The following is a 21,759-nucleotide window of genomic DNA, read 5'->3' on the forward strand; positions in this document are numbered from 1 at the left end:
AATGCGCGCCACACCCCGCTATCGCAGCCCAGACATGACCGATTCCGCCCCGCTTTCGCCCGCTGGTGACCGACACTTCGATGGCCTGGCCGAGAAATTCGCCGGCAGCCTCTATGGCGGGCCACGCGGCGCGCTGCGCCTGGCGATGCTCGACGAGCTGCTGCCGCTCATGCTCGAACTCGACGGCCAGCCGGTGCTGGATGTAGGCGGTGGGCTAGGGCAGCTCTCTGCCTGGTTCGCTCGGCATGGCCACCCCGTCACGCTACTGGAACCGGCCGGCGACATGCTCGAACAGGCACGCCAGACGCTCGATGGCTGGCCGGTGACGTTCCTCCAGGCCCCGCTGCAGACCTTGCAGGAAGCTGCTCCAGGTCCCTGGCCGCTGGTTGCCTGTCACGCCGTGCTGGAGTGGTTGAACGATCCACGCGCTGCCTTCGCCACTCTGGCGGATGGGCTCGCTCCCGGTGGCCAGCTGTCGCTGATGGTGTTCAATCGCGATGCGCTGCGTTTCTCCAACGTGGTCAAGGGCAACCTGCAGAAGGCGCTGGACGATCGTCTGGAGGGCACCGGCAGGCGCCAGCGGCTGACGCCCATCTCGCCGCTGTGTCATGACCAGATCGTCGCCTGGGGCCAGGAGTGCGGGCTTTCGATTCGCTCGGTGGCGGGGATTCGTATCTTTCACGACTACCTGCGCCAGCCGCCGTCCAGCGAAGCGGACTGGGAACGCCTGGTGGCGCTGGAGCGACGCTACTGCCAGGCTGAACCCCACTGGCGCCTGGGCCGTTACTTGCTCTATACGCTGGTGAAGGAGGACGCCCAATGAGTGCCGAGACACCGGTCTGCCAACTACTGGAGCGCCAGGAGGCCGACTATCGCGGCTGGCTGTGGGTGGCGCCACCGCGTGATGCCTGGCTCGAGGAGGGGCAGGGGAGTGTCGTCAGCGCCGACCATGGCGTGCTGCAGGCCTGGCGCGACCGCGACCGTCCGGCTTGCTCACCGTTCGATGCCTTGCAGACTGGAGAGCCGCCAGGCGCAGTGCTGTTCTGGCCCAAGAGTCATGCGCTCGGCGAGTGGTGGCTGCTGTGGCTGTGCGCCAACCTGCCGCCGGGCACGCCGCTGCAGCTGGTGGGCGAGAACCAGGGCGGCATCAAACGCGTGCTCAAGGTGCTGGCGGCGCTGGGGCTGGGTTGCCGCAAGCGCGACAGCGCCCGGCGTTGCATCCTGTTCGAGACGCGCCTCGACAGGGTGGGGATCGACCCGGATGCGGCCTGGACCCGCTTCGAGGCCGAGGGGCTGTGGCTTGCCAGCCACCCCGGCGTATTCGGCCACGGCAAGCTCGATGAGGGCACCCGGTTACTGCTCGACCAGCTCGAACGTCATCTGCCGGGGCCTGAGCGGGTAGCCGAAGTGTTGGACATGGGCTGCGGCGATGGCATCCTCGCCGCCTGGCTGGCGCGCCGCGGCCACTCCGTAACGGCAGTCGACGTCAATGCCTTTGCGGTGGAGGCGACCCGGCGCACCCTGGCCGCCAATGGGCTCGAAGGGCAGGCTCTGGCCAGCGACGTCTACTCGGCACTCGGCGGGAGACGCTTCGCCGCCATCGTCAGCAATCCGCCATTCCATCAGGAGCGCAGCATCGACTACGGCCCGGCCGGTAGCTTGATTCGCGAGGCATCTGGGCACCTCCTGCCCGGAGGAGAGCTATGGCTGGTGGCTAATGCCTTTTTGCCCTATCCCGACCTGCTGGATAAGGCTTTCGGTGGCTTTCGGATTGTTGCCGACGACCGGCGGTTTCGGGTTTATCATGCCATCAGGCGCTAGGATGCCTATGGCGGAGAGAGACTAGCATGGCGGGAAATCTGCGTAGTGCGGCGGTGCTGGGGGGGCTGTTGGCGGTTGGGTTGGTAGGGGGCGGCAGCTTCATCAAACAGGCGGCCGAGGTCTGGCAGCAGTCGTCGCGCAGTGTGACGGTGCGTGGCCTGGCCGAACGAGAGATGCCGGCGGATCTGGTGCTGTGGCCGTTCAACTACAGTGCCAGCGCCAATACATTGGGCGAGCTGGAGCAGATCCTGTCGAGTAACGAGCAGGCGGTTCGCGATTTTCTCGCCCAGCGCGGCTTCGAAGCCGAGCATGTCAGCGTGACGCCACCGCGCATCACCGATCAGTTCAGCAACCTCTACGGTGGCCAGCGCCCCGACGAGCGCTACCGAGGCGAAGCCACACTGCTGCTGCGCTCGCCGGACGTGGAGGGGGTCAAGGCGGCGATGCCGGAGGTCACCACGCTGGTACGTCAGGGAGTACTGCTCTCGCCGAACTACGAATACCGTACCGAATATCTCTTCACCGGCCTCGATGCCATCAAGCCAGAGATGATTGCCAATGCCACGGCCGATGCGCGCCGCGCCGCACAGCAGTTCGCCGAGGACTCGGGGAGCCGGGTGGGCCAGATTCGTCAGGCCACACAGGGCTACTTCTCCATTGAGGATCTCGACAGCTACACACCGGACGTCAAGCGGGTGCGTGTCGTGACGAGCGTCGATTATGCGCTGGTGGAGGAGTGAGGTTCAGCTATTCGGCGCTCGGTAGGCGATATCCGTGATCACGTAGGTCGTATCGCCCGCCGGCGCCTTCACCGTGACGTCGTCGTCCAGCGACTTGCCCAGCAGCGCCTTGGCCAGCGGTGCGTCGATGCTGATCCAGCGCTTGGCGGTGTCGGTCTCGTCATGGCCGACAATGCGGATGTGAATCTCCTCGCCTTCCTCGTCCTCGAGCGTGACGAAGGCGCCGAAATATACTTTTTCGGTGTTCGCCGGCAGGCGGTGCACCACCTGCAGTTCGTCGAGCCGCTTGGTCAGGTAGCGGATGCGCGCGATGACCCGGTTGAGCTCCTTCTTGTTGTAGGTGTAGTCGGCGTTCTCGCTACGGTCGCCCAGTGCTGCGGCTTCACCCACCTTGGCCGAGAGGTCAGGGCGTTTTACCCGCGATAAATGGTCGAGAATGGCACGCAGGCGCGCCGCGCCTTCGGCGGTGATCAGGTTGCTCTTGGGTTCCTGGCGCGGATCCTTGGCCGGGTCACGCCAGCGCGTCATGTTGCGGCCCTTCATGCCTATACTTCCTCTTTCTGGCGAGACTGGCCAACATACGCCATTCGCACCCGGCGAACCAGCTAAAGGCTGACAACTGGCGATTGATTCAAACGTTCGTTACAGTGCTGTTTGTGGCCCGTGCCGCACACAAGAACAACCTCCACATGGAAGGAGACTGGACATGATCCGACGTCAGCTACTCGCCGCCGCCTTGGGCGCTGGCCTTCTGCTCGCTCCGTTATCAAGTGCCCTGGCCTGGGAGAACGAGGTCGAGGCGCTCAAGCAGCGCTGGGAGCAGATCAACACCCGGCAGGCCGAAGGTCAGCGCCGCGGCTCGCTCAAGTCGCTCTCCGAGGAAGCGGAGCGATTGGTACAGGCAAATCCCGGTGCCGCTCAGCCGTTGATCTGGTACGGCATCATCGAGGCGTCGCATGCCCGTGAACGCAGCGGTCTGGGGGCGCTTGGCAGTGCCCGTACGGCGCGCGATGCCCTGGAACGGGCCATCGAACTCGATCCCCAGGGAGGCAACGGCTCGGCCTATGTCACGCTGGGGGCGCTGTACGATCGAGCACCTGGCAGGCCCATCGGTTTCGGCAACAGCGATACCGCCGAACGCATGTTCCAGCGCGCGCTGGAGATCCGTCCCGACGGTATCGACGTCAATTACTACTATGCGGCCTTCCTCGAGGACGAGGGGCGCAAGAACGAAGCACGCGAGCATGCTCAGCGCGCCGTCGACGGTACCGCCCGCGAGGATCGCCAGGCCTCGGACGAGGCGCTGCGCGAGGAGGCCCGGGCTCTGCTGTCCAGGCTCTGATTCGGCCTTGTGCCGAGCCCGGTCACCCTGCCAGCGGGAGTATGGGCTCGGCATGCGACGGTTGGCATAGCCGGCTCCGGCCGTGATAATGGTCGCCATTCGCAGACTCGGAGGTTTGCATGACCGATAACCACGTACGCGGCCGGGATGCCGCTCGCCTGCCCAGCTTCAGCGGTACCGACGTCGATCTGATCGAGCGTCGTTGCCTGCATCAGGGCTTCTTCCGCCTTGACGAAGTGCACTTGCGCCATCGCCTGTTCGAGGGTGGCTGGAGCGGCGAGATGGTGCGTGAGGTCCATGTGCGGCATGAAGCCGTGGGCGTGCTGCTCTACGATGTGGAGCGCGATAGTGTGGCGCTGGTCGAGCAGATCCGCGCCGGCGCTCTGGACGACCCCGAGTCGCCATGGAAGCTCGAGATCGTCGCCGGCCTGGTCGAGGAGGGCGAGAGCCCGGCCGAGGTGGCCCGACGAGAAGCCATGGAGGAGGCCGGCTGCGAGGTTTCTGATCTGATCGAGTTGCACACCTACTATCCGAGCCCCGGCGCCTGCTCCGAGCGGGTGACGCTGTTCTGTGCCCTGGTCGACTGCGACGGACTGGGAGGTGTGCATGGCCTCGATGAAGAGCATGAGGATATTCGCGTTCACGTGTTACCGTTCAATCAGGCTTGGGAACTCTTGCAGGCCGGACGACTCGACAATGCCATGTGTCTGATCGCCTTCTACTGGTTGGCGGCCGAACGAGCATCTTTACGAGCAAGGGGGTAGCGTGGCGAGAACCGCCTATGTCACCGATCTGAAAGGCCTGCAGGGCGAATGCAGCGCCAATTACCTGCGCCTGATTCGGCTGCTGGGCGATCTGGGTGCGGGCGAAACACGCGAACTCGAGCTGACCGGCGGGCGTGGCCGCTTCGGTACCCTGTGGCTGTCGGTGCTGGAGCAGGCGCCCTATACCACCATCGCTCGCGTGAGCCAGAGTAGCCTGATGGATGCGGTCATCGAGCCGCCCCGCATGCGCGTGCATCTCTACCACGACGTGCGCATGGCCGAGGTCACGGACTTCCAGCGTGAGCGCCACTTCAACGGCCGCTACCGTTACCCCAACGTGCGCATGTTCCAGCCCGACGAGAAGCTTCAGCTCAACCGCTTCCTGGGCGAGTGGCTCGCCCATGGCCTGGCCCACGGGCACCCGACCAACCTGACGGAACAGCCGGGATGATGCGGCTGGTCCAGATCACCGATTGCCATCTGCACGCCGACCCCGATGCCCGATCCCGCGCCGGTTTCCCGTTGCGCCAGCTCGAATCGGTGGTGACAGCCGTGCGCGCCGAGCACCCGGATGTTGTCATCGTCAGCGGCGACATCAGCCAGGACGAGACGGCAGCTTCCTACCAGCATGCTCATCGGATTCTCTCGACGCTGGATTGCCCCTGGTTCTGGCTGGGTGGCAACCACGACCAACTGGAGCTGATGAAGGACATCAAGCCCATCCACGAGGACATCGACCTGTCCGGCTGGCGCCTGCTGGTCGTGGAAACCAATGTCAAGGGACACGCCCATGGCGAACTGGGCGAAGAGCGGATCGCCGCGCTGGTCGAGCGCCTACGCCAGGACGAGCGTCCCACACTGCTGGTCATGCACCATCCGCCGCTCACGGTCGGCTCGGCCTGGCTCGACGAGATCGGGCTCAAGGATCGCGATGCCCTGTGGCAGGCACTGGCGCCGTTCCCGCAGGTCAAGGCCATTCTCTGCGGGCATATCCATCAGGCCTTTGTCGGCCGGCAGCGGCTCGAACACGGTGAAGTCATGGTCTACGGTTGCCCTTCGACCACCGACCAGTTCCTGGCCGGTTCCGACGATTTCGCCATCGACGAGGCATCGCGCCCGGGTTACCGGATCCTCGACCTGCGTGGCGATGAGTGGCTGACCTGGGTCGAGCGCATTGATCTTTGACTCATCGATTCGTTTTTGATCTAAAAAGATAGGTAATCATTCTTTTACGTTATTATTGGCCCAGCGTTACCCTGTGCGCATGATCCTTATTGCCCATCGTCATGCGAGGTATCCGGGCCGATGACCAGTCTCAAAGCTCCCGAGCAACAGCCGGCGTCACAGGTTGCCGGCTCGCAGGCATCCCTGTCACCGCACCGGCTGACCCATCTTCAACAGCTGGAAGCCGAGTCGATCCACATCATCCGCGAGGTGGTAGCCGAGTTCCGCAACCCGGTCATGATGTACTCCATCGGCAAGGACTCCTCGGTGATGCTGCACCTGGCGCGCAAGGCCTTCTTCCCCGGGCCGCCGCCGTTCCCGCTGCTGCACGTCGATACCACCTGGAAGTTCCGCGAGATGATCGCCTTCCGCGACCGCATGGCCGCCGAGGTGGGCATGGAGCTGCTGGTGCACACCAACGAGGAGGGGCGCGCCGCCGGCATCAACCCCTTTGACCACGGCTCCAGCGGCTATACCGACGTGATGAAGACCCAGGCGCTCAAGCAGGCACTGGACAAGTACGGCTTCGATGCCGCCTTCGGCGGTGCCCGTCGCGACGAGGAGGCCAGCCGCGCCAAGGAGCGGGTGTTCTCGTTCCGCGACAAGTTCCACCGCTGGGACCCCAAGAGCCAGCGCCCCGAGCTGTGGAACCTGTACAACGCGCGGGTCAACAAGGGTGAATCGATCCGCGCCTTCCCGCTCTCCAATTGGACCGAGCTGGACATCTGGCAGTACATCTACCTTGAGCAGATCCCCATCGTGCCGCTCTACTACGCCGCCCCGCGGCCGGTGGTGGAGCGCGACGGCATGCTGGTGATGGTCGACGACGAGCGGCTGCCGCTGGCCCCCGGCGAGGTGCCGGAGGAGAAGTGGGTGCGCTTCCGCACCCTGGGCTGCTACCCGTTGACCGGCGCGGTGGAGTCCAAGGCCGACACGCTGCCGGAGATCATCCAGGAGATGCTGCTGACCCGCACCAGCGAACGCAGCGGCCGGGCCATCGACCACGACCAGGCCGGCTCGATGGAGAAGAAAAAGCGCGAGGGGTACTTCTGATGGCACACCAGTCGACTTTGATTGCAGACAACATCGAGCAGTACCTGCACGAGCACGAGAACAAGGACCTGCTGCGCTTCATCACCTGCGGTAGCGTGGACGACGGCAAGTCGACCCTGATCGGCCGGCTGCTGCACGACTCCAAGATGATCTTCGACGATCATCTGGCGGCCATTACCCGCGACTCCAAGAAGAGCGGCACCACCGGCGAGGCGGTGGACCTGGCACTACTGGTCGACGGCCTGCAGTCGGAGCGCGAGCAGGGTATCACCATCGACGTGGCCTACCGCTTCTTCTCAACCGACAAGCGCAAGTTCATCATCGCCGACACCCCGGGGCACGAGCAGTACACCCGCAACATGGCCACCGGCGCTTCCACCGCCAACCTGGCGATCATCCTGATCGACGCCCGCTACGGGGTACAGACCCAGACCCGGCGGCACAGCTTCATCGCCGACCTGCTGGGCATCAAGCATCTGGTCATTGCGGTGAACAAGATGGACCTGGTGGGCTTCTCCCAGGCGCGCTTCGACGAGATCGTCGCCGACTATCGCCGCTTCGCCGAGCAGCTCTCGGTCGGCGATCTCCACTTCGTGCCGATGTCGGCGCTGGAGGGCGACAACGTGGTCAACCGCAGCGACCGCACGCCCTGGTATCGCCAGCAGGGCGGCGAGGCCGGACCGACGTTGCTGGAGCTGTTGGAAACGGTGGAGGTGAACCGTGACCGCAATCTGGTCGACCTACGCTTCCCGGTGCAGTACGTCAACCGGCCCAACCTCGACTTCCGCGGCTATGCCGGCACGCTGGAGGCCGGTGTGCTGCGCCCTGGGCTTGCCATAAAGGCGCTGCCCTCGGGCAAGACCAGCCGGGTCGAGCGCGTGGTGACCTTCGATGGTGACCTGGAGAGGGCCTGGCCGGGGCAGGCGGTGACCATCACGCTGGAGGATGAGATCGACATCTCCCGCGGCGACTGGATCGTCGCCGAGGAGGCCGAGGTGGCTCTCACCAATACCTTCGATGCGGACATCGTGTGGATGCACGAGCAGCCACTGGCACCGGGACGTCAGTATGACATTCGCCTCGCCGGCCGTTCGGTAGCGGGGCAGGTGAGCGCCATTCGCTATCAGATCGACGTCAATACCCTGGAACGGCACGAAGCCGAGCGGCTCGAGCTCAACGCCATCGCCCGCTGCCGGGTCGAATTGACCGCCGAGGTGCCGCTCGACACTTACGACCAGAGTCCCGGTACCGGCAGCTTCATCGTCATCGACCGGCTCTCCAACGTCACCGTGGGGGCAGGGATGGTACGTGCCGCCGCCGACGCTACCGGTCAACCGCGTACGGAGGTCGACTGGGCCGCCTTCGAGCTGGAGCTCAATGCCTTGATCCGCCGCCACTTCCCGCACTGGGAGGCCAAGGATGTACGCGACCTGTTACGCTGAGATAAGCTAGGCGACGCATAAACGGTTGATCTTGCGGCTGCATCCTCCACACTAGAGACAGGGCTCGGCGCTTGCCGGGCCCTGTCGAGTGTCAGGGAGGAGACCATGCGGCATTGCCAGGATTGGCTGATAGCGCACTGCTCGGAAGCATCCCAGCAGAGCGGCGCAGGACAGGTGAGAGGATGACGGGTTTCGTCAGGCGCCTGCTGCGTATTGCCGCCCGTCCGATGAAACGCGATCGGGGCCAAGGTGGCTATATCGTGCACCCTTATCGCGGTTACGGTTCCCGCCACGAAGCCTTCTTGATGGGGCGGGTATTCCGTCAGGCCACACTGGGCGAGGTGATTCCTCGCTATGGCGTGCTGCGCGACCTGGCCGACGTGATTCGCCGCATTTTCCGCCACGGCCTGCCCCAGGTGGACGTCAAGGTGAGCCTGGGCGAGAACGCAACGACCGTCACCACCGACCGCGACGGCTACTTCGACGTTCACATGCCCCTCAAGGAGCCCTTGCCGTCGGATACCGCCTGGCATCATGCCGAGCTGCATGTGGTATTGCCGGGTGTGGAACCGGTGCAGTCCTTTACCGAAGTGTACATACCGCCGGCCGAGGCCGACCTGCTGGTGATCAGCGACATCGACGATACGGTGATGTATACCGGCGTGGCCAACAAGCTGCGCATGCTGCACCGTCTGTTCGTCAAGCGGGCGCACCAGCGCATGGCCTTCCCCGGGGTGGCGGCGTTCTACCAGGCGCTGCATGTCGGCAGCAGCGGCAAGGCCAAGCGGCCGATCCTCTATGTTTCCCGTGGGCCCTGGAGCATCTACGAGATGCTCGAGGAGTTCTTCCAGCTCAACCGTATCCCCGTGGGTCCCATCCTTTTCCTGCGCGAGTGGGGTATTTCCTGGCGCAAGCCCTGGCCGCGCCGCGCCGAGGACCACAAGTACGACATGATCCAGCACATGTTGTCGATGCGCGACGAGCTGCCCTGCGTGCTGATCGGCGACAGCGGCCAGCACGATCCCGAGGTCTACGCGCGCATCGTGCACGAGTATCCCGAGCGTATTCGAGCAGTGTATATCCGCCGGGTCGAGCGCAAGCCCGAGCGTGAACGCGCCATCGATAGGCTGCGTGACGAGATTTGCCACACCGGCTGCGACCTGGTGCTGGCCGACGACAGCCTGACCATGGCGGAGCATGCCTTTCGTCAGGGGCTGATTGGCGAAGAGGGCATGGAGAAGGTGCGCCGGGAATCGGATCGATAGATCGATTTGGCGCCGGCTCCGCTGCCTGATGAAGGCATGGAGAGGGTTGCGGTATCGTTAACCTGTGTGTCGATTTCTTGCGTTTTTCGATTTTACCCTGCGCCTGACGCAAGGGGCTTCGTCGTTGAAGCCTGCGCCCGATCTACACAGAGGTACTCAGCATGACCACAATCGTATGGGACGGAACGACGCTCGCGACGGATTCGCTGATCAGTGTCAATGGCTCGACCTACAACCATGCGCAGAAGCTGTTCCAGCTCGACAATGGCGAGTGGGTCGCCTTTGCCGGTGAGCAACAGGAGTGGTGGGAGGTCATGGAGTGGCTCAACGCCGGGGCGCCGCGCAACGACAAGCCGCACGTGACGCGGGTCGAGATGATCATTGCCGGCCCCGATGGCGTCTACGAGATGTTCAACAAGCTGGTACGCATTCCGGTCAAGGGCCCCGTTGCCTACGGCACCGGCTGGAAGTGGGCGTTGGCGGCAATCGACCATGGCAAGAATGCTGTCGAAGCGGTGGAATATGCCAAGACACGCGACCACGACAGTGGCGGTGAGGTACAGTCCGTTACGCCCGCGACCCGGGCCCGAGTGCCCTTCGAGGTGCTGATGCGCGACGTCGAGGCGGCACCCGCCACCACCTGAACGTCGCGCTACGCTCTACGCAATGCAGCCCCGGCCAAGAGTCCGGGGCTGTATCGTTTACGGGCTTAAGGTGCCAGCACCACCAGCGGCGAGCCGTCGCAATGATTGGCCCGCACTTCCAGTTCGGCATCGAACACTCGCGACAGAGCGCCGAAGTTGAGTACTTCGGTGGGCGACCCCGAGGCGATGCGCCGGCCGCACTCCAGCAGCCAGACCCGATGGGCGTAGCGCGCCGCCAGGTTGAGATCGTGCAGCACGCAGGCGATCGTCAGGCGTTGCCGCTCAGCCAGCTGACGCAGCAGGCGCATCAGGCGCTGCTGCTGGCCGATATCCAGCGCGCTGGTGGGCTCGTCGAGCAGCAGCACGCTGTCGGCAGATACGCTGGAGGCGCGGCCCAGGCCCAACTGGCACAGCGCCCGGGCGATCATCATGCGCTGGGATTCGCCGCCCGAGAGACTCAGGGCGCCGCGCCCGGCAAGCGCCTCGAGATCGAGCATGGCCAGTACTTCCTCAACCTCCCGTGGCGAGGCTTCGCTACCCAACGCTACCAGTTCGCGCACCGGCCAGTCGAAACCGAGGGTGAGCTTCTGTGCCACCAGCGCGCGGCGTCGGGCCAGCATGGCGGAATCCCAGCGATGCAGCGGTATACCGTCCAGGCAGACGCTGCCGCGGTCCGGGCGGCGATAGCCCGAGAGCAACGATAGCAGAGTGCTCTTGCCGGCGCCGTTGGGGCCGACGATGGCCAGCAGTTCCCCCGGTTCGAGGCGGTCGCTGAAGGGGGCGAGCGACGGTGCCCGGATGAAGCCGGCGTCGATCAAACTCAGCATCGCGCCCTCCGCTTGAGCAGCAGCCACAGGAAGTAGGGGCCGCCGAGCAGGCTGGTGAGCAGCCCCACCGGAATCTCTGCGGGGCTCGCCAGGGTGCGTGCCAGGGTATCCGCCACGATCAGCAGCAGGGCGCCTCCCAGCATCGAGGCGGGCAGCAGCAGGCGGTGCCCTGGCCCCAACCACAGGCGCAGGCAGTGTGGCACCAACAGGCCGAGGAAGCCGATGATGCCGGCCAGCGCCACGCACAGCCCCACGCCCAGCGCCGTGGCGACTATCACGCGGTGCTTGAGGCGCGGGGCATCGAGCCCGGCACCGTGGGCGGTCAGCTCGCCGAGCTGCAGCAGGTCGAGTCCCCTGGCGCAGCGCAACAGCCACCACAGCGCCGGCGGGATGCCGATCAGCGCCCCCAGAGTGGCACTCCATAATGCATGCGACAGGCTGCCCATGCCCCACAGGCTGAGCTGGCGCAGCTGCTCGTCGCTGGCGATGAAGGCCATCACGCCACCCATGGCACCCGCCAGGGTATTGATGGCCAGTCCCGCCAGCAGCAGAGTGAACAGCGCCTCCTGGCCGTGCTGGCGCTCGCCGAGTGCAAACACCAATACGCATACGCCCAGCGCGCCGAGAAAGCCTGCCAGGAACTGGCCGTACAGGCCAAAGGAACCGGCGGCACCATCGAACAATACGATCCACAGCGCCACGGCAAGCCCCGCACCGCTGGCCAGGCCCAGCAGGGTGGGGTCGGCCAAGGGATTGCGAAACAGCCCCTGCATGGCCGCGCCACTGCTGGCCAGCATGGCGCCGACCAGTGCGGCCAGGAGCAGACGCGGCAGGCGCAGCTGCCACCATACCTGCCAGGCCAGCGGAGAGGGCCATTCGCCGAGCAGTACTCTCGGCGAAAGCCCCGCGCTGCCGCTCATGGCTGCGATCAGCAGGGCTGCCAGCACGGCCAGAGCCAGGGCAGCCAGCACCCGGGATGGAGCTGGCGTGACTTTTCTACCTCTTGCGGCGGCGTTGCGCCGGCGGGGCAGGGTGGAAGTGACAACACGGCTCATGGCGCCACCCTCCAGCAACCCTCCTCGGCAGCGTGGCTGGTGGCATCGGTTGCCTCATGCAGCGCCCGGTGCAACGCCAGCAGGGCCAGGGGTGTACGCGGGCCGAAGCCGAGTGCCGCCTGGTCATCGCACACGATCAGGCTGCGCTCGCGCCCTGCCGGCGTCATGGCAAGTCCTGGGAGCTGCCACAGCTGGGTTTCGCCGCCGATGCCCTCGAGCCCACTCCGGGTGACGATTACCTCTTCGGGGGCTTCATTCACCAGTGCCTCGGCGCCCACCGCCTTGTAGCCGGTGAAGCCGGCGAAAGCATTGCGCGCCCCGGCAGCTTCGATAATGGCCTGGCCGGCGGTATCGCGTCCCGCGGCCATGGGTGTCATGCCGCTGTGGCTGAGCAGGAACATGGTGCGCGGCTGGGTGCCTGGCGTGGCGCTGCGCAGTGCTTCGAGCCGGGCGAGATCCGTCTCGACCTCGGTCGCCAGCGCTTCGCCCGCAGCGTCACGACCGATGGCGCGGGCCACCGCCCGCACCTTGTCGGGTAGCGCTGCCAGGCTCGCTCCCTGCTCGATGCGCATGACCTCGACACCGACCGCCTCGAGCTGGCCCAGCACCTCATGTGGGCCGGCCGCGGCGGCCACGATCAGCCGCTCGGGGGCCAGCGACAGGATGCCTTCGGCTGCCAGCTGGCGCAGGTATCCCACCGAGGGCAGGGCCGCGATGTCCGCAGGAAACTGGCTGGTATCGTCGCGTCCGACCACGCCTTCCAGCCCATCGAGGGCGGCGAGTATCTCGGCCACGTCGCTGCCGATCACCACGGTGCGTGGCGGCGCAGCCGATGCCTGCATGTGCCCGACCAGCAGGATCAGGCTGGCCAACCAGGTCAGCCAGGACGGTATCCTCATGCCGCTGCCTCGCGGGCATCGAGGCCATCCAGCAACTGGCGCCATTCGCTTCGCTCGGACTGGCCCTCGCGGCGTTCGGCGAAGATCTGCAGTACCAACCCTCCCTGGGCGTCGAAAGCTTCCAGGCTGGTGACGCCACCGTCGCGGTTGGGCTTGTGTACCTGCCAGACGCTGGCGATACCGGCATCGTCCAGGTGCAGGGTGAAATCTTCCCCGAACAGGTTGAGCCAGCCGCGCATGCGCTGCGGCGCCGGAACCGTGCCGGTGCGGATCTGCACGCAACCAGGACTGGCGACGAACAGCATCAGCGGCAGGTTGCTCGCGGCGGCCTCGAACAGCGCCTGCCCGCAGGTCGCTGTTCGAAGGGCGCGAGTGAAGCGGCCCTCCATCAGCGCATTGGCTTCGTGACGGCGCAGCTCGTGGCGGCGCAGCAGGCCAAGGAACTGGTGCACGTCGCTCATGCGCGACCATTCGTCGGCCAGGGTGGGAAGCTGCGGCAGAGGCCGCGGAGGCGGTTCGACGAACTGGGTGAAGGCGGGCACATCAACGATGCCCAGCGCTTCCAGCTCCTGCCACGCCTCGGGCGCTTCGTCCGCCTGCGAGATGACCTTGTGCAGGGCGATGCCGTGGCGGTTGAAGACCTGCAGGCTCAGGCGCTGTGCGGTCTCGCCATCCTTGGCTGGCAGCCGGTCGCGAATCAGGCAGGCCCAGTGCCACTGGGCCAGGTGCAGGCGCAGGTCTAGCCCGCCCGGGTCGAGCAGCAGGCCGGCTTGCTCGGAGCCGCGCAGCGCCGGGTAGCGCCCTTGCTGTTCGAGTACGGCATGGCGCGAGCGGGTCAGGGCCTTGACCTCGCCCAACTGGTGGAAGCGAGCGGCCAGCGCATGGGGTGACAGCGGCAGGGTCAGCACGTCGCGGCCTAGGCGGGCGGCCTGCAGCTCGCCCTCGCTGATGTCCAGGCGCTGGGCGATCTCCAGCGCCGGCAGGTGAGGGGAGGTCGCTCGGGTGGCGTCCAGGGCTTCGAGAATGGCTTGGCGGGTCTGGATCGTGGCATCTGTTGCGTTCATGGAAGTCTCCTTGGTCACCATTGCAGGCTGACGTTGGCGAGCAGGCTGCGCCCGTCGCCGAGGTTGCCGTCGGGGCGGTACCACTCCTTGTCGGCAACGTTGCGCAACTTGAGCGAAGCGGAAAGCAGCGGAGTGACTTGCCAGGCGAGCTGTACGTCGTGCAGGCCGTAGCCGGGCAGTGCTTGATCCTCGCCCTGCTTGTCGAAGGAACGGGCGAAGCGGCCGCGCCAGCCCAGCGTCAGTTCGGTGCCGGCGAGGTGGTGGTCGAGGCCGGCCAAGGCTTCCAGCGGGGTCAGGCTGCCGAGCGGCTCGCCGCTGTCGCGGTCGCGTCCGCTGACCTCGGCCAGGCCCAGGAAGGCCGTGACTGGGAGGCTGGAAGGCGACCAGTCGAGGCGGGCGTCATATCCCCATAGCTGGGCCCGGCTGACGTTAACCGCCCGCGTGGTGCCCGCGAAGATGTCGACTTCGGTGTCGATGAAATCCTCGGCCCGGGTATCGAAGTAGCTGGCACGCAGGCCCCAGTCGCCGAAGCGCCAGGCCAGGCCGCTCTCCCAGCTCTTGCTGGTCTCCGGCTGGAGGTCGGGATTGGGCACCCAGAAGTTGTCGGGAACGCAGACGAAGGGGCCCATGCAGAAGCCGCCGAAGTGACGCTCGTCGGCATAGAGCTCGGAGAGCGTGGGGGCGCGGAAGGCCTCGGCGTAGCCGGTATAGAACATCAACTCGTTGCTGGGGCGCCACGCCAGTCGCAGACGTGGCGAGAGACGGCTCTTGTCGCTTTCGCGGCCATCGGCATCCTCGGCGCGGTAGCTGTCGTGGCGAGCGCCGAGGCCGAGATCGAACTCACCGGCACCGCCCTGGTCGAGATAGCGGCCGAGGGTGAGGGTATCGTCGAGATAGAGCGCGGTGCTATCGATGTCGGCCTCGGGGAAGCCCGACGCCGTACCGCCCGGGCGCTGGGTGGCACGGCTTGCCTCGGCGCCGAAGGCCAGGGTCTGGGACAGCCAGCCGTGCTCCAGGCGATGATAGCCGTCGCTCTGTACGCCGAGGCGCTGCAGGGTACGCTCCGCAGTAGGCTCGTCGATGTCCTGGCGGCTCAGGGTCAGGCGAGTGTCGAGCTGAGTGACTGGCGTCGGCGTCCAGCGATGGCCCAGCTGCAGGTTGTCGCTGGTGGTGGTCCGATCGCGCAGATTGCCATCCTCGACCGCCAATTGCTGCGGGTTGGGCGGCTGGTTGGCGTCTTCACGATAGTGCTGCCAGCTGGTGAACAGGCGGTGCTCATTGCCGAGCTGCCAGCCGCCCTTGGCCAGCAGGCTGTCGAGGCTGGCATCCTCCGGCGTGGTCTGGCCGCCGGCGCGGCGGATGTCGCCGGATTCGCTGCGGCCCAGGGCGACCAGGCCGTCGAGGCTGCTGCCGTCGCTCAAGTCGCGCTTGCCGAACAGGCTCAGCGTGGCACCGAGTTCGTCGCTGGCAGTGACGCCGCGCAGCGAGAGCCGGGCTCCGCCGTTCTCGCCGGCGCGCAGCAGATCCCCGGCGTCGACTGTCTCGAAGCTGATCACGCCGCCCATGGCGTTGCTGCCATAGAGGCTAGACAGGGCGCCGCGGGCGATCTGCACCTCGCGCAGCAGCGCAGGGTCGAGGAAAAAGTTGCCCAGGTGCCCGGTGTTGATGTCCTGGCGCACACCATCGAGGCGTACCAGCACGCCGTTCCTGTCGAAGCCGCGCAGGCTCAGGGTCTGACCGTTGCGCCGCCCCTGACCGGCGACGTGCAGGCCGGGCTGGTCGGCGAGGATGTCCTCGACCCGTGAAGCGGTGTGCAGCGTCGGGTCGTGTCGGTCGATCACGTCGACGATCAACGGGGTGAAGAAGGCGTCGGTGGGGGTACGCGTACCGGTAACCACCAGCGGTGCCAGTTCGGACGTCGCGTCGGGCGTCGCTGTATGTTGGCCGGAGGATGACTGGGCCAAGGCCAGCGGTGACAGCAGAAACAGCGCCAGGGCGCCGGTACAGCTCGTTGCTCGCTTCATGTTCCTGAAGTTCCCTTGTCGTATCAGGCGATGAGCGGCTGGCTGGGTGGCGTGGGCTACCTGGCTGGCGTTCTTTTCGTCGGTTTATGAGGTCAGTATCAACTTGCCGTTGCGCGTCTCGCGCAGTTGGTAGCGTTTACCGCGGTGTTCGATGATCAGTTGGCCCTGCTCATCGAGCAGCGCGCTGCTCTCGACGATGCCGGGCTTGCTCGAACGCTCGTGCGGCGTGGCGGCCTGCGCGCGGGCCGTCGTCGGGTCGGGGGAGGTTGCGCACATGGTATGGGCCTGAATGGGTTATTGTTTCAAACGCGAATAATTATTGTTCTTGTGGCGCGTCGGCGTCAAGAGCCAACGCGACAGCATGAACCCGAAACGGGTACGCTAAGTCCTATTCAGTGCCCCCTGAGACGAGACGCATGACGCCATGATCGTAGTTGTCATTGCCCTGCTGCTGGCCATCTTCCTGCTGCCCAACGCTTGGGCCAAGTGGGTGCTGGCGCGCCATTCCCGCGGTCGCGACGACTATCCGGGTACCGGTGCCGAGCTGGCCGACCATCTGTTGCGCCGCCTGGGCATCGAAGGCGTCAAGGTGGAGATGACCGAGCTGGGCGACCATTACGACCCGGAGGCGCGACGGGTACGGCTCTCCCGCGAGCACTACGAGGGGCGCTCGCTCACTGCGGTGACCGTGGCCGCCCATGAGGTCGGCCATGCCATTCAGCACCATGAAGGCTATGCACCACTGACCGCCCGGGCGCGCATGGTCGGCGTGGCGCAGCGGGCCGAGAAGCTCGGCGCCCTGCTGATGATGGCCGCGCCTTTCCTGTTCATCCTGACCCGGCTGCCTGGCGGGCTGGCCATCGTCATCGCCGCGGCGGTGATCAGCTTCGGCACGGCGGCGCTGGTGCACCTGGTAACCCTACCGGTAGAGTTCGATGCCAGCTTCAATCGCGCCCTGCCGCTGCTCAGGGAGTACGTACCGCCCTATGACATGCCCGGCGCCCGTCACGTGCTCACCGCCTGTGCCTTCACTTACGTGGCGGCGTCGCTGGCGAGCATTCTGAACCTGGGGCGCTGGCTGGTGATCCTCAGACGATAACTTCTTGAGCGTAAGCGGGAGTGGTTTCTACAGTTCTGAGAGCGGTCACAGGCCTTCATGGAGGAGGTGCAGCATGACGACTCCCCAGGACTACGTTCGCGACAATGCCAAGCCGCTTGCCGGTCGCAGCAGCGATTACGACGACCTGCTGGAGCAGGTCGGCGAGCGCCCGCTGGTACTGCTCGGTGAGGCCTCCCACGGCACGGCCGAGTTCTACCGTATGCGTGCCGAGATCACCCGGCGGCTGATCCGCGAGAAGGGCTTCGAGGCGGTGATCGTCGAGGCCGACTGGCCCGATGCGCTGCGGCTCAACCGCTATGTGCGCGGTGAGGGAGACGACACCCTCAAGACCGCCTTCGACGATTTCCAGCGTTTCCCGCAGTGGATGTGGCGCAATACCGAGGTGCGCGACTTCATCGGCTGGCTGGAGGAGCACAACGCCGGCAAGGAAGCCAACGAGCAGGTGGGTTTTCACGGCTTGGACATCTACAGCCTGCACCGCTCGGCGGAGGCAGTAATCGAGTATCTCGAAGGCATCGACCCGGAGCAGGCGCGTATCGCCCGCGAGGGCTACGGCTGCCTCGACCATGGCGGCGATCCGGTGCGTTATGGGCACGATGCTGCCTTCGGTCTCAGCCGTATCTGCGAGGATGCCGCCGTGCGCCTGCTTGCCGACCTATTGGAGAAGTCGGCCGGTTACCTGGGCGAGGATGGCCCGCGCTCGCGGGACGAGCAGTTCTTCGCCGAGCAGAATGCCCGTGTGGTGGTCAATGCGGAGCATTATTACCGTGCCATGTTCGGCTCACGGGTGGATACCTGGAACCTTCGCGATGAGCACATGACCGATACCATTGTCGAGCTGCGTGAGCACCTGCGCCGCCAGGGTGGGCAGGGCAAGCTCGTGGTCTGGGCGCACAACTCGCATCTGGGCGATGCCTCGTTCACCGACATGGGCTGGCACCGTGGCCAGCACAACGTCGGCCAGTTGGTGCGTCATCGCTTCGGTGCCGACCAGGCGCTGCTGGTGGGCTTCACCACCCATACCGGCTTCGTCTCGGCGGCTCGTGACTGGGATGGCCCGGTGGAGCACCGTCGGGTCCGGCCCTCCATGGAGGGCAGCGTCGAGCGGCTGTTCCACGACAGCGGCAATGGTGACTTCTACCTGCCCCTCGGCGAGCGAGCGGCCCCCCTGAAGGAGCCGCTGTGGGAGCGTGCCATCGGCGTGATCTACCGCCCCGAGTCGGAGCGCATCAGCCACTACTTCAAGGCTTCCGTGGCCCAGCAGTTCGATGCCGTCTTCCACCTCGACGAGACCCGCGCCGTGGAGCCGTTCGACAAGGGCGAGCTGTGGCGGCCCGAGGAGGTGCCGGATACCTATCCCTTCGGGGTGTGATACTCAGGGATGGAACCGGCCTGCCTTCAAAACTCCGATACCTTGCCCCAGGCGCCCTTGTTCAGGCGAGCCAGTCGGTACTGCTGATGATCGACAAAGGGCGTCTTGCCGGTGACCATTTCCGCGATCAGGCGTCCGGCGCCGGGGCCGATGCCGAAGCCATGACCGGAAAAGCCGGCGGCCAGCAGGAAGCCGGGCAAGTTAGCCGGTTCGTCGATGACCGGGATGCCGTCGGGCGTGCTGTCGATGTAGCCCGCCCAGCCAGCTTGAACGGGCACACTGCCCAGGGCGGGCAACAGCAGGCGTGCACGGGCCAGGGTCTCCCTCAGGATTCGCTCCGATGGGCGCGGATCGAGAATGCGCACCCGCTCCATCGGAGTGGGCCGGTCGAGCGCCCATTTCCTGCGCGTCTCATGGCCGGACAGCCAGCCCTGCAGGTCGCCGGGGGAGAGCAGTTGCCAGCGTTTGGCGAACATTGGCAGGAAATGCGATGAAAAGCGAAGCTGCTGCGGCGTCGGATCCAGGCAGGCGCGCCCCGAGGTGGCAAGCGTATAGCCGCCGTCTCCCCGTCGAGTGACCGTCACCTCTGCCGTGTGCAGCGCATCGGGCAGGCCCTTGGCGCCTGGCATGACCGAGAGAATAGAGGAGCGCACCGACGCCTGCGGAAAGCGTATGCCGAGCTGGCGGCAGAAGGAGGAGGCCCAGGCGCCGCCGGCCATCACCACCTGTGACGTCTTGATCACGCCCTTCTCGGTGATCACCCCCGACACGCGTCCAGCTTCGGTTTCGACCCCGCGTGCTGCGCAGAACTGATGAATCGACCCGCCATGCTTGATGACGCCCTTGGCGATCAGCGGAGCCGCCCGCGATGGATCGGCGATGCCGTCCGTGGGTGAAAACACTCCCCCCAGCCAGGATTTGCCGGTCATCGCGCCGCGCTCGGTGGCTTCGGCGGCGCTCAGCATATGGGTCGTGACCCCCTGGGTGATGGCAAAGTCGCGCCATTTGGCCCAGCCATCCAGCTCGGCCTGGCTATCCGACAGATAGAACAGCCCGCAGCGGCGGAAACCGAGGTCCTCACCGAGGTCGGCGGTGATCTCCTCCCACAGCTCGAGGCTCTTGGTCGACAGTGGCAGCTCGCGTGCGTCACGGTTCTGCTGGCGGCACCAGCCCCAGTTGCGGCTGGACTGCTCGGCTCCGATGCGGCCCTTTTCGATCAGTGCCACGCTCACGCCCTGGCGAGCCAGGTAGTAGGCGGCACATACGCCGATGATGCCGCCGCCGATAACCACGGCATCGGCGCGCTCCGGCAGGTCCGGCGTGGATGGAATCGCTAGCAATGGAGCCGGCATGGGGCTTCTCCTGGCCTGACTACGAGTTTTTATACCGCTTCGGCCTGCGCATTTCAGGTGAGGTTACCCTGGCACAGGTATTTGGTCGCCATGTAGTCGTCGAGGCCGTAGCGTGAGCCTTCGCGACCGTAGCCCGACTCCTTGATGCCGCCAAAGGGAGCCGACTCGGCGGCGAGCGCGCCTTCATTGATACCGACGAGGCCGGTTTGCAGACGCTCGGCGAGGCGCCAGATGCGTTCCACATCGCGGGAGAAGAAATAGGCGGCCAGGCCGTAGGGCGTATCGTTGGCCGCCGTCACCACCTCTTCTTCATCGGCGAAGCGGAACAGGGGCACCACCGGGCCGAAGGTTTCGTCCTGGGCCAGCTCCATGTCATGGCTGGCGTCGCCGAGCACGGTGGGAGCGTAGTAGTTGGGTCCGCTGGTGACGCCGCCGCTCAGGCGCTGCCCCCCGGTGAGAAGCGTGGCGCCTCGGGCCAGGGCATCCTGCACGTGACGTTCGATCTTGTCGACGGCGCGGCCATTGATCATCGGGCCGATCTGGCTCTCTTCGCGGTCCCCGGGGCCGATGCGCAGCGACTGGACACGGGCCACCAGCTTGTCGGCGAAGGCCTCATAGACCGACGCCTGGACGTAGACCCGATTCGGGCTGACGCAGGTCTGGCCGCCATTGCGGAACTTGGCGGCCATCAGGCCCTCGACCGCTGCATCGAGATCGGCATCCTCGAACACGATGAAGGGGGCGTTGCCACCGAGTTCGAGCGACAGGCGCTTGAGCGTGGCGGCCGAATCGCGGGCCAGCAGCTTGCCGACCGCCGTCGAGCCGGTGAAGGTGATCTTGCGCACCCGGGAATCGCTCAGCCAGGCACCCACGACCTCGCCCACTCGTTCGCGCGAGGAGGTGACGATGTTCAGCACGCCGGCGGGCAGCCCGGCTTCCTCCGCCAGCGCGACCAGCGCCAGCGCGGTCAGCGGCGTGTCCTCGGCCGGCTTGGCGACCACGGTGCAGCCGGCGGCGAGGGCCGGCGCGATCTTGCGGGCGATCATCGCCAGCGGGAAGTTCCACGGTGTGATCGCCGCCACCACGCCGACCGGCTCCTTGGTCACCAGCATCCTCTTGCTGCCCACCGGGGCGGGGATGATGTCGCCGTAGCTGCGCACCGCTTCCGCTGCGAACCAGTCCACGTAGGCGGCGCCGTACGCCACTTCGCCGCGGGCTTCCGCCAAGGGCTTGCCCTGCTCGCGGGAGATCAGGCGGGCGAGATCCTCGGTATGTTTCACGATCAGGGCATACCAGCGTTTGATGATCTGCGCACGCACCGCTGCCGGTTGCTGACGCCAGCTGTCGAATGCGCGGTGCGCTGCAACGGTGGCAGCCTGCGCATCGGCGGCGGTGCTGTCGGCGGCGCTGGCAATGGTCTCGCCGGTTGCCGGATCGTTGACGGTGTAGTGGTCACCGGCGGCACCTGGTTGCCATTGTCCGTCGATGAAGTTGTCGGAGCGCACAAGATCGGAGCGATCGAGATGGAGGGCCATGGCTGCTGCCTCGTTGATGTAATGGGTGTCGAAGCCAGAGCAGCCAAAGGGCCTTGCCCCGAGACGATGCCGGCTGCTGCATGGACCCTATATTAGGCGCCCCGTCCCGGCGGAGGCTTTCGTAATGAGGTCCTGCAATCGCAGATTAGGGCGTTTTCGAGGGAGCTCACGGAAGCTTATGCCGTTAGGGTAACGAGGGCAGGTGACAGGGTAAGG

General features: G+C 65.9%; 22 protein-coding genes. 13 read left to right on the top strand and 9 right to left on the bottom strand.

The features are described 5' to 3' along the window. Position 1: 1 nt before the first annotated feature. From ACRWQA_RS05860 to ACRWQA_RS05870, 3 genes are read left to right on the top strand one after another with little or no spacing between them, the layout of a single operon-like run. Positions 2-823, top strand: a complete 822-nt coding sequence (locus ACRWQA_RS05860; protein WP_434228733.1) for a methyltransferase domain-containing protein — start codon at positions 2-4, stop codon at positions 821-823. Then, positions 820-1,821, top strand: a complete 1,002-nt coding sequence (locus tag ACRWQA_RS05865; RefSeq protein ID WP_434228731.1) for a methyltransferase — start codon at positions 820-822, stop codon at positions 1,819-1,821. Before ACRWQA_RS05860 ends, ACRWQA_RS05865 begins: the two co-directional genes overlap by 4 nt. Positions 1,822-1,847: 26 nt before the next feature. Next, positions 1,848-2,561 (top strand): SIMPL domain-containing protein, encoded by a 714-nt coding sequence (locus ACRWQA_RS05870; RefSeq protein ID WP_434228728.1) that lies wholly within the window; start codon positions 1,848-1,850, stop codon positions 2,559-2,561. Between the two features lie 3 nt (positions 2,562-2,564). On the opposite strand, the gene greB is transcribed toward ACRWQA_RS05870, so the two are convergent. Further along, complete coding sequence (gene greB, locus ACRWQA_RS05875) at positions 2,565-3,104, bottom strand: transcription elongation factor GreB (RefSeq protein ID WP_434228727.1); 540 nt, start codon at positions 3,102-3,104, stop codon at positions 2,565-2,567. A 163-nt stretch (positions 3,105-3,267) separates the two neighbouring features. Here greB and ACRWQA_RS05880 point away from each other — a divergent pair, with 163 nt between their 5' ends. The 8 genes from ACRWQA_RS05880 (at position 3,268) to ACRWQA_RS05915 (ending at position 10,295) form a co-directional block, all read left to right on the top strand. Beyond that, entirely contained in the window at positions 3,268-3,903 is a 636-nt protein-coding gene (locus ACRWQA_RS05880; protein ID WP_434228726.1) for a hypothetical protein, read from the top strand. A 119-nt stretch (positions 3,904-4,022) separates the two neighbouring features. Beyond that, the gene (locus ACRWQA_RS05885; RefSeq protein WP_263580738.1) at positions 4,023-4,667 is read left to right on the top strand and encodes an NUDIX domain-containing protein; all 645 of its coding nucleotides are present in this window, start codon (positions 4,023-4,025) and stop codon (positions 4,665-4,667) included. A 1-nt stretch (position 4,668) separates the two neighbouring features. After that, on the top strand, positions 4,669-5,118 hold the full coding sequence (locus ACRWQA_RS05890; RefSeq protein WP_263580737.1) for a DUF1249 domain-containing protein: 450 nt from the start codon (positions 4,669-4,671) through the stop codon (positions 5,116-5,118). Beyond that, positions 5,118-5,852: a phosphodiesterase gene (locus tag ACRWQA_RS05895; RefSeq protein WP_263584008.1), complete on the top strand. Its 735-nt coding sequence runs from the start codon at positions 5,118-5,120 to the stop codon at positions 5,850-5,852. Before ACRWQA_RS05890 ends, ACRWQA_RS05895 begins: the two co-directional genes overlap by 1 nt. 120 nt (positions 5,853-5,972) lie before the next feature. Continuing rightward, positions 5,973-6,944: a sulfate adenylyltransferase subunit CysD gene (cysD, locus tag ACRWQA_RS05900; protein WP_263580736.1), complete on the top strand. Its 972-nt coding sequence runs from the start codon at positions 5,973-5,975 to the stop codon at positions 6,942-6,944. Beyond that, positions 6,944-8,386, top strand: a complete 1,443-nt coding sequence (gene cysN, locus ACRWQA_RS05905; protein WP_263580735.1) for a sulfate adenylyltransferase subunit CysN — start codon at positions 6,944-6,946, stop codon at positions 8,384-8,386. The genes cysD and cysN overlap by 1 nt, the downstream gene beginning before the upstream one ends. A gap of 182 nt (positions 8,387-8,568) precedes the next feature. Beyond that, positions 8,569-9,651 carry an App1 family protein phosphatidate phosphatase gene (locus tag ACRWQA_RS05910; protein ID WP_263580734.1) on the top strand — a complete coding sequence of 361 codons (1,083 nt, stop codon included), beginning with the start codon at positions 8,569-8,571 and terminating at the stop codon, positions 9,649-9,651. Between the two features lie 161 nt (positions 9,652-9,812). After that, on the top strand, positions 9,813-10,295 hold the full coding sequence (locus tag ACRWQA_RS05915; RefSeq protein WP_263580733.1) for a 20S proteasome subunit A/B: 483 nt from the start codon (positions 9,813-9,815) through the stop codon (positions 10,293-10,295). A gap of 65 nt (positions 10,296-10,360) precedes the next feature. Here ACRWQA_RS05915 and ACRWQA_RS05920 read toward each other — a convergent pair whose 3' ends face one another. The 6 genes from ACRWQA_RS05920 to hemP form a co-directional block, all read right to left on the bottom strand. Beyond that, entirely contained in the window at positions 10,361-11,122 is a 762-nt protein-coding gene (locus ACRWQA_RS05920) for an ATP-binding cassette domain-containing protein (protein ID WP_434228724.1), read from the bottom strand. Then, positions 11,116-12,177, bottom strand: coding sequence for a FecCD family ABC transporter permease (locus ACRWQA_RS05925; protein ID WP_434228722.1), 1,062 nt, complete (start codon positions 12,175-12,177; stop codon positions 11,116-11,118). The genes ACRWQA_RS05920 and ACRWQA_RS05925 overlap by 7 nt, the downstream gene beginning before the upstream one ends. After that, the gene (locus ACRWQA_RS05930; protein WP_434228720.1) at positions 12,174-13,076 is read right to left on the bottom strand and encodes a heme/hemin ABC transporter substrate-binding protein; all 903 of its coding nucleotides are present in this window, start codon (positions 13,074-13,076) and stop codon (positions 12,174-12,176) included. Before ACRWQA_RS05930 ends, ACRWQA_RS05925 begins: the two co-directional genes overlap by 4 nt. After that, entirely contained in the window at positions 13,073-14,140 is a 1,068-nt protein-coding gene (locus tag ACRWQA_RS05935) for a ChuX/HutX family heme-like substrate-binding protein (protein WP_434228718.1), read from the bottom strand. The genes ACRWQA_RS05930 and ACRWQA_RS05935 overlap by 4 nt, the downstream gene beginning before the upstream one ends. 14 nt (positions 14,141-14,154) lie before the next feature. Then, complete coding sequence (locus ACRWQA_RS05940; RefSeq protein WP_434228716.1) at positions 14,155-16,164, bottom strand: TonB-dependent receptor domain-containing protein; 2,010 nt, start codon at positions 16,162-16,164, stop codon at positions 14,155-14,157. Positions 16,165-16,248: 84 nt separating this feature from the next. Beyond that, on the bottom strand, positions 16,249-16,440 hold the full coding sequence (hemP, locus tag ACRWQA_RS05945; RefSeq protein ID WP_263580727.1) for a hemin uptake protein HemP: 192 nt from the start codon (positions 16,438-16,440) through the stop codon (positions 16,249-16,251). 148 nt (positions 16,441-16,588) lie between these two features. Here hemP and ACRWQA_RS05950 point away from each other — a divergent pair, with 148 nt between their 5' ends. Both ACRWQA_RS05950 and ACRWQA_RS05955 read left to right on the top strand, forming a co-directional pair. Beyond that, a complete protein-coding gene (locus tag ACRWQA_RS05950) occupies positions 16,589-17,263 on the top strand; it encodes a zinc metallopeptidase (RefSeq protein WP_446326257.1) in 675 nt (224 codons plus the stop codon). Between the two features lie 73 nt (positions 17,264-17,336). Further along, a complete protein-coding gene (locus tag ACRWQA_RS05955; protein WP_263580725.1) occupies positions 17,337-18,656 on the top strand; it encodes an erythromycin esterase family protein in 1,320 nt (439 codons plus the stop codon). Between the two features lie 26 nt (positions 18,657-18,682). Here the strand turns inward: ACRWQA_RS05955 and ACRWQA_RS05960 are convergent, their stop codons facing one another. Together ACRWQA_RS05960 and ACRWQA_RS05965 are read right to left on the bottom strand one after the other, a co-directional pair. Continuing rightward, a complete protein-coding gene (locus ACRWQA_RS05960; RefSeq protein ID WP_263580724.1) occupies positions 18,683-20,008 on the bottom strand; it encodes an NAD(P)/FAD-dependent oxidoreductase in 1,326 nt (441 codons plus the stop codon). A 53-nt stretch (positions 20,009-20,061) separates the two neighbouring features. Next, the gene (locus ACRWQA_RS05965) at positions 20,062-21,543 is read right to left on the bottom strand and encodes an NAD-dependent succinate-semialdehyde dehydrogenase (RefSeq protein ID WP_434232624.1); all 1,482 of its coding nucleotides are present in this window, start codon (positions 21,541-21,543) and stop codon (positions 20,062-20,064) included. Between the last annotated feature and the right edge of the window lie 216 nt (positions 21,544-21,759).

The organism is Billgrantia sp. C5P2, assembly GCF_051062895.2.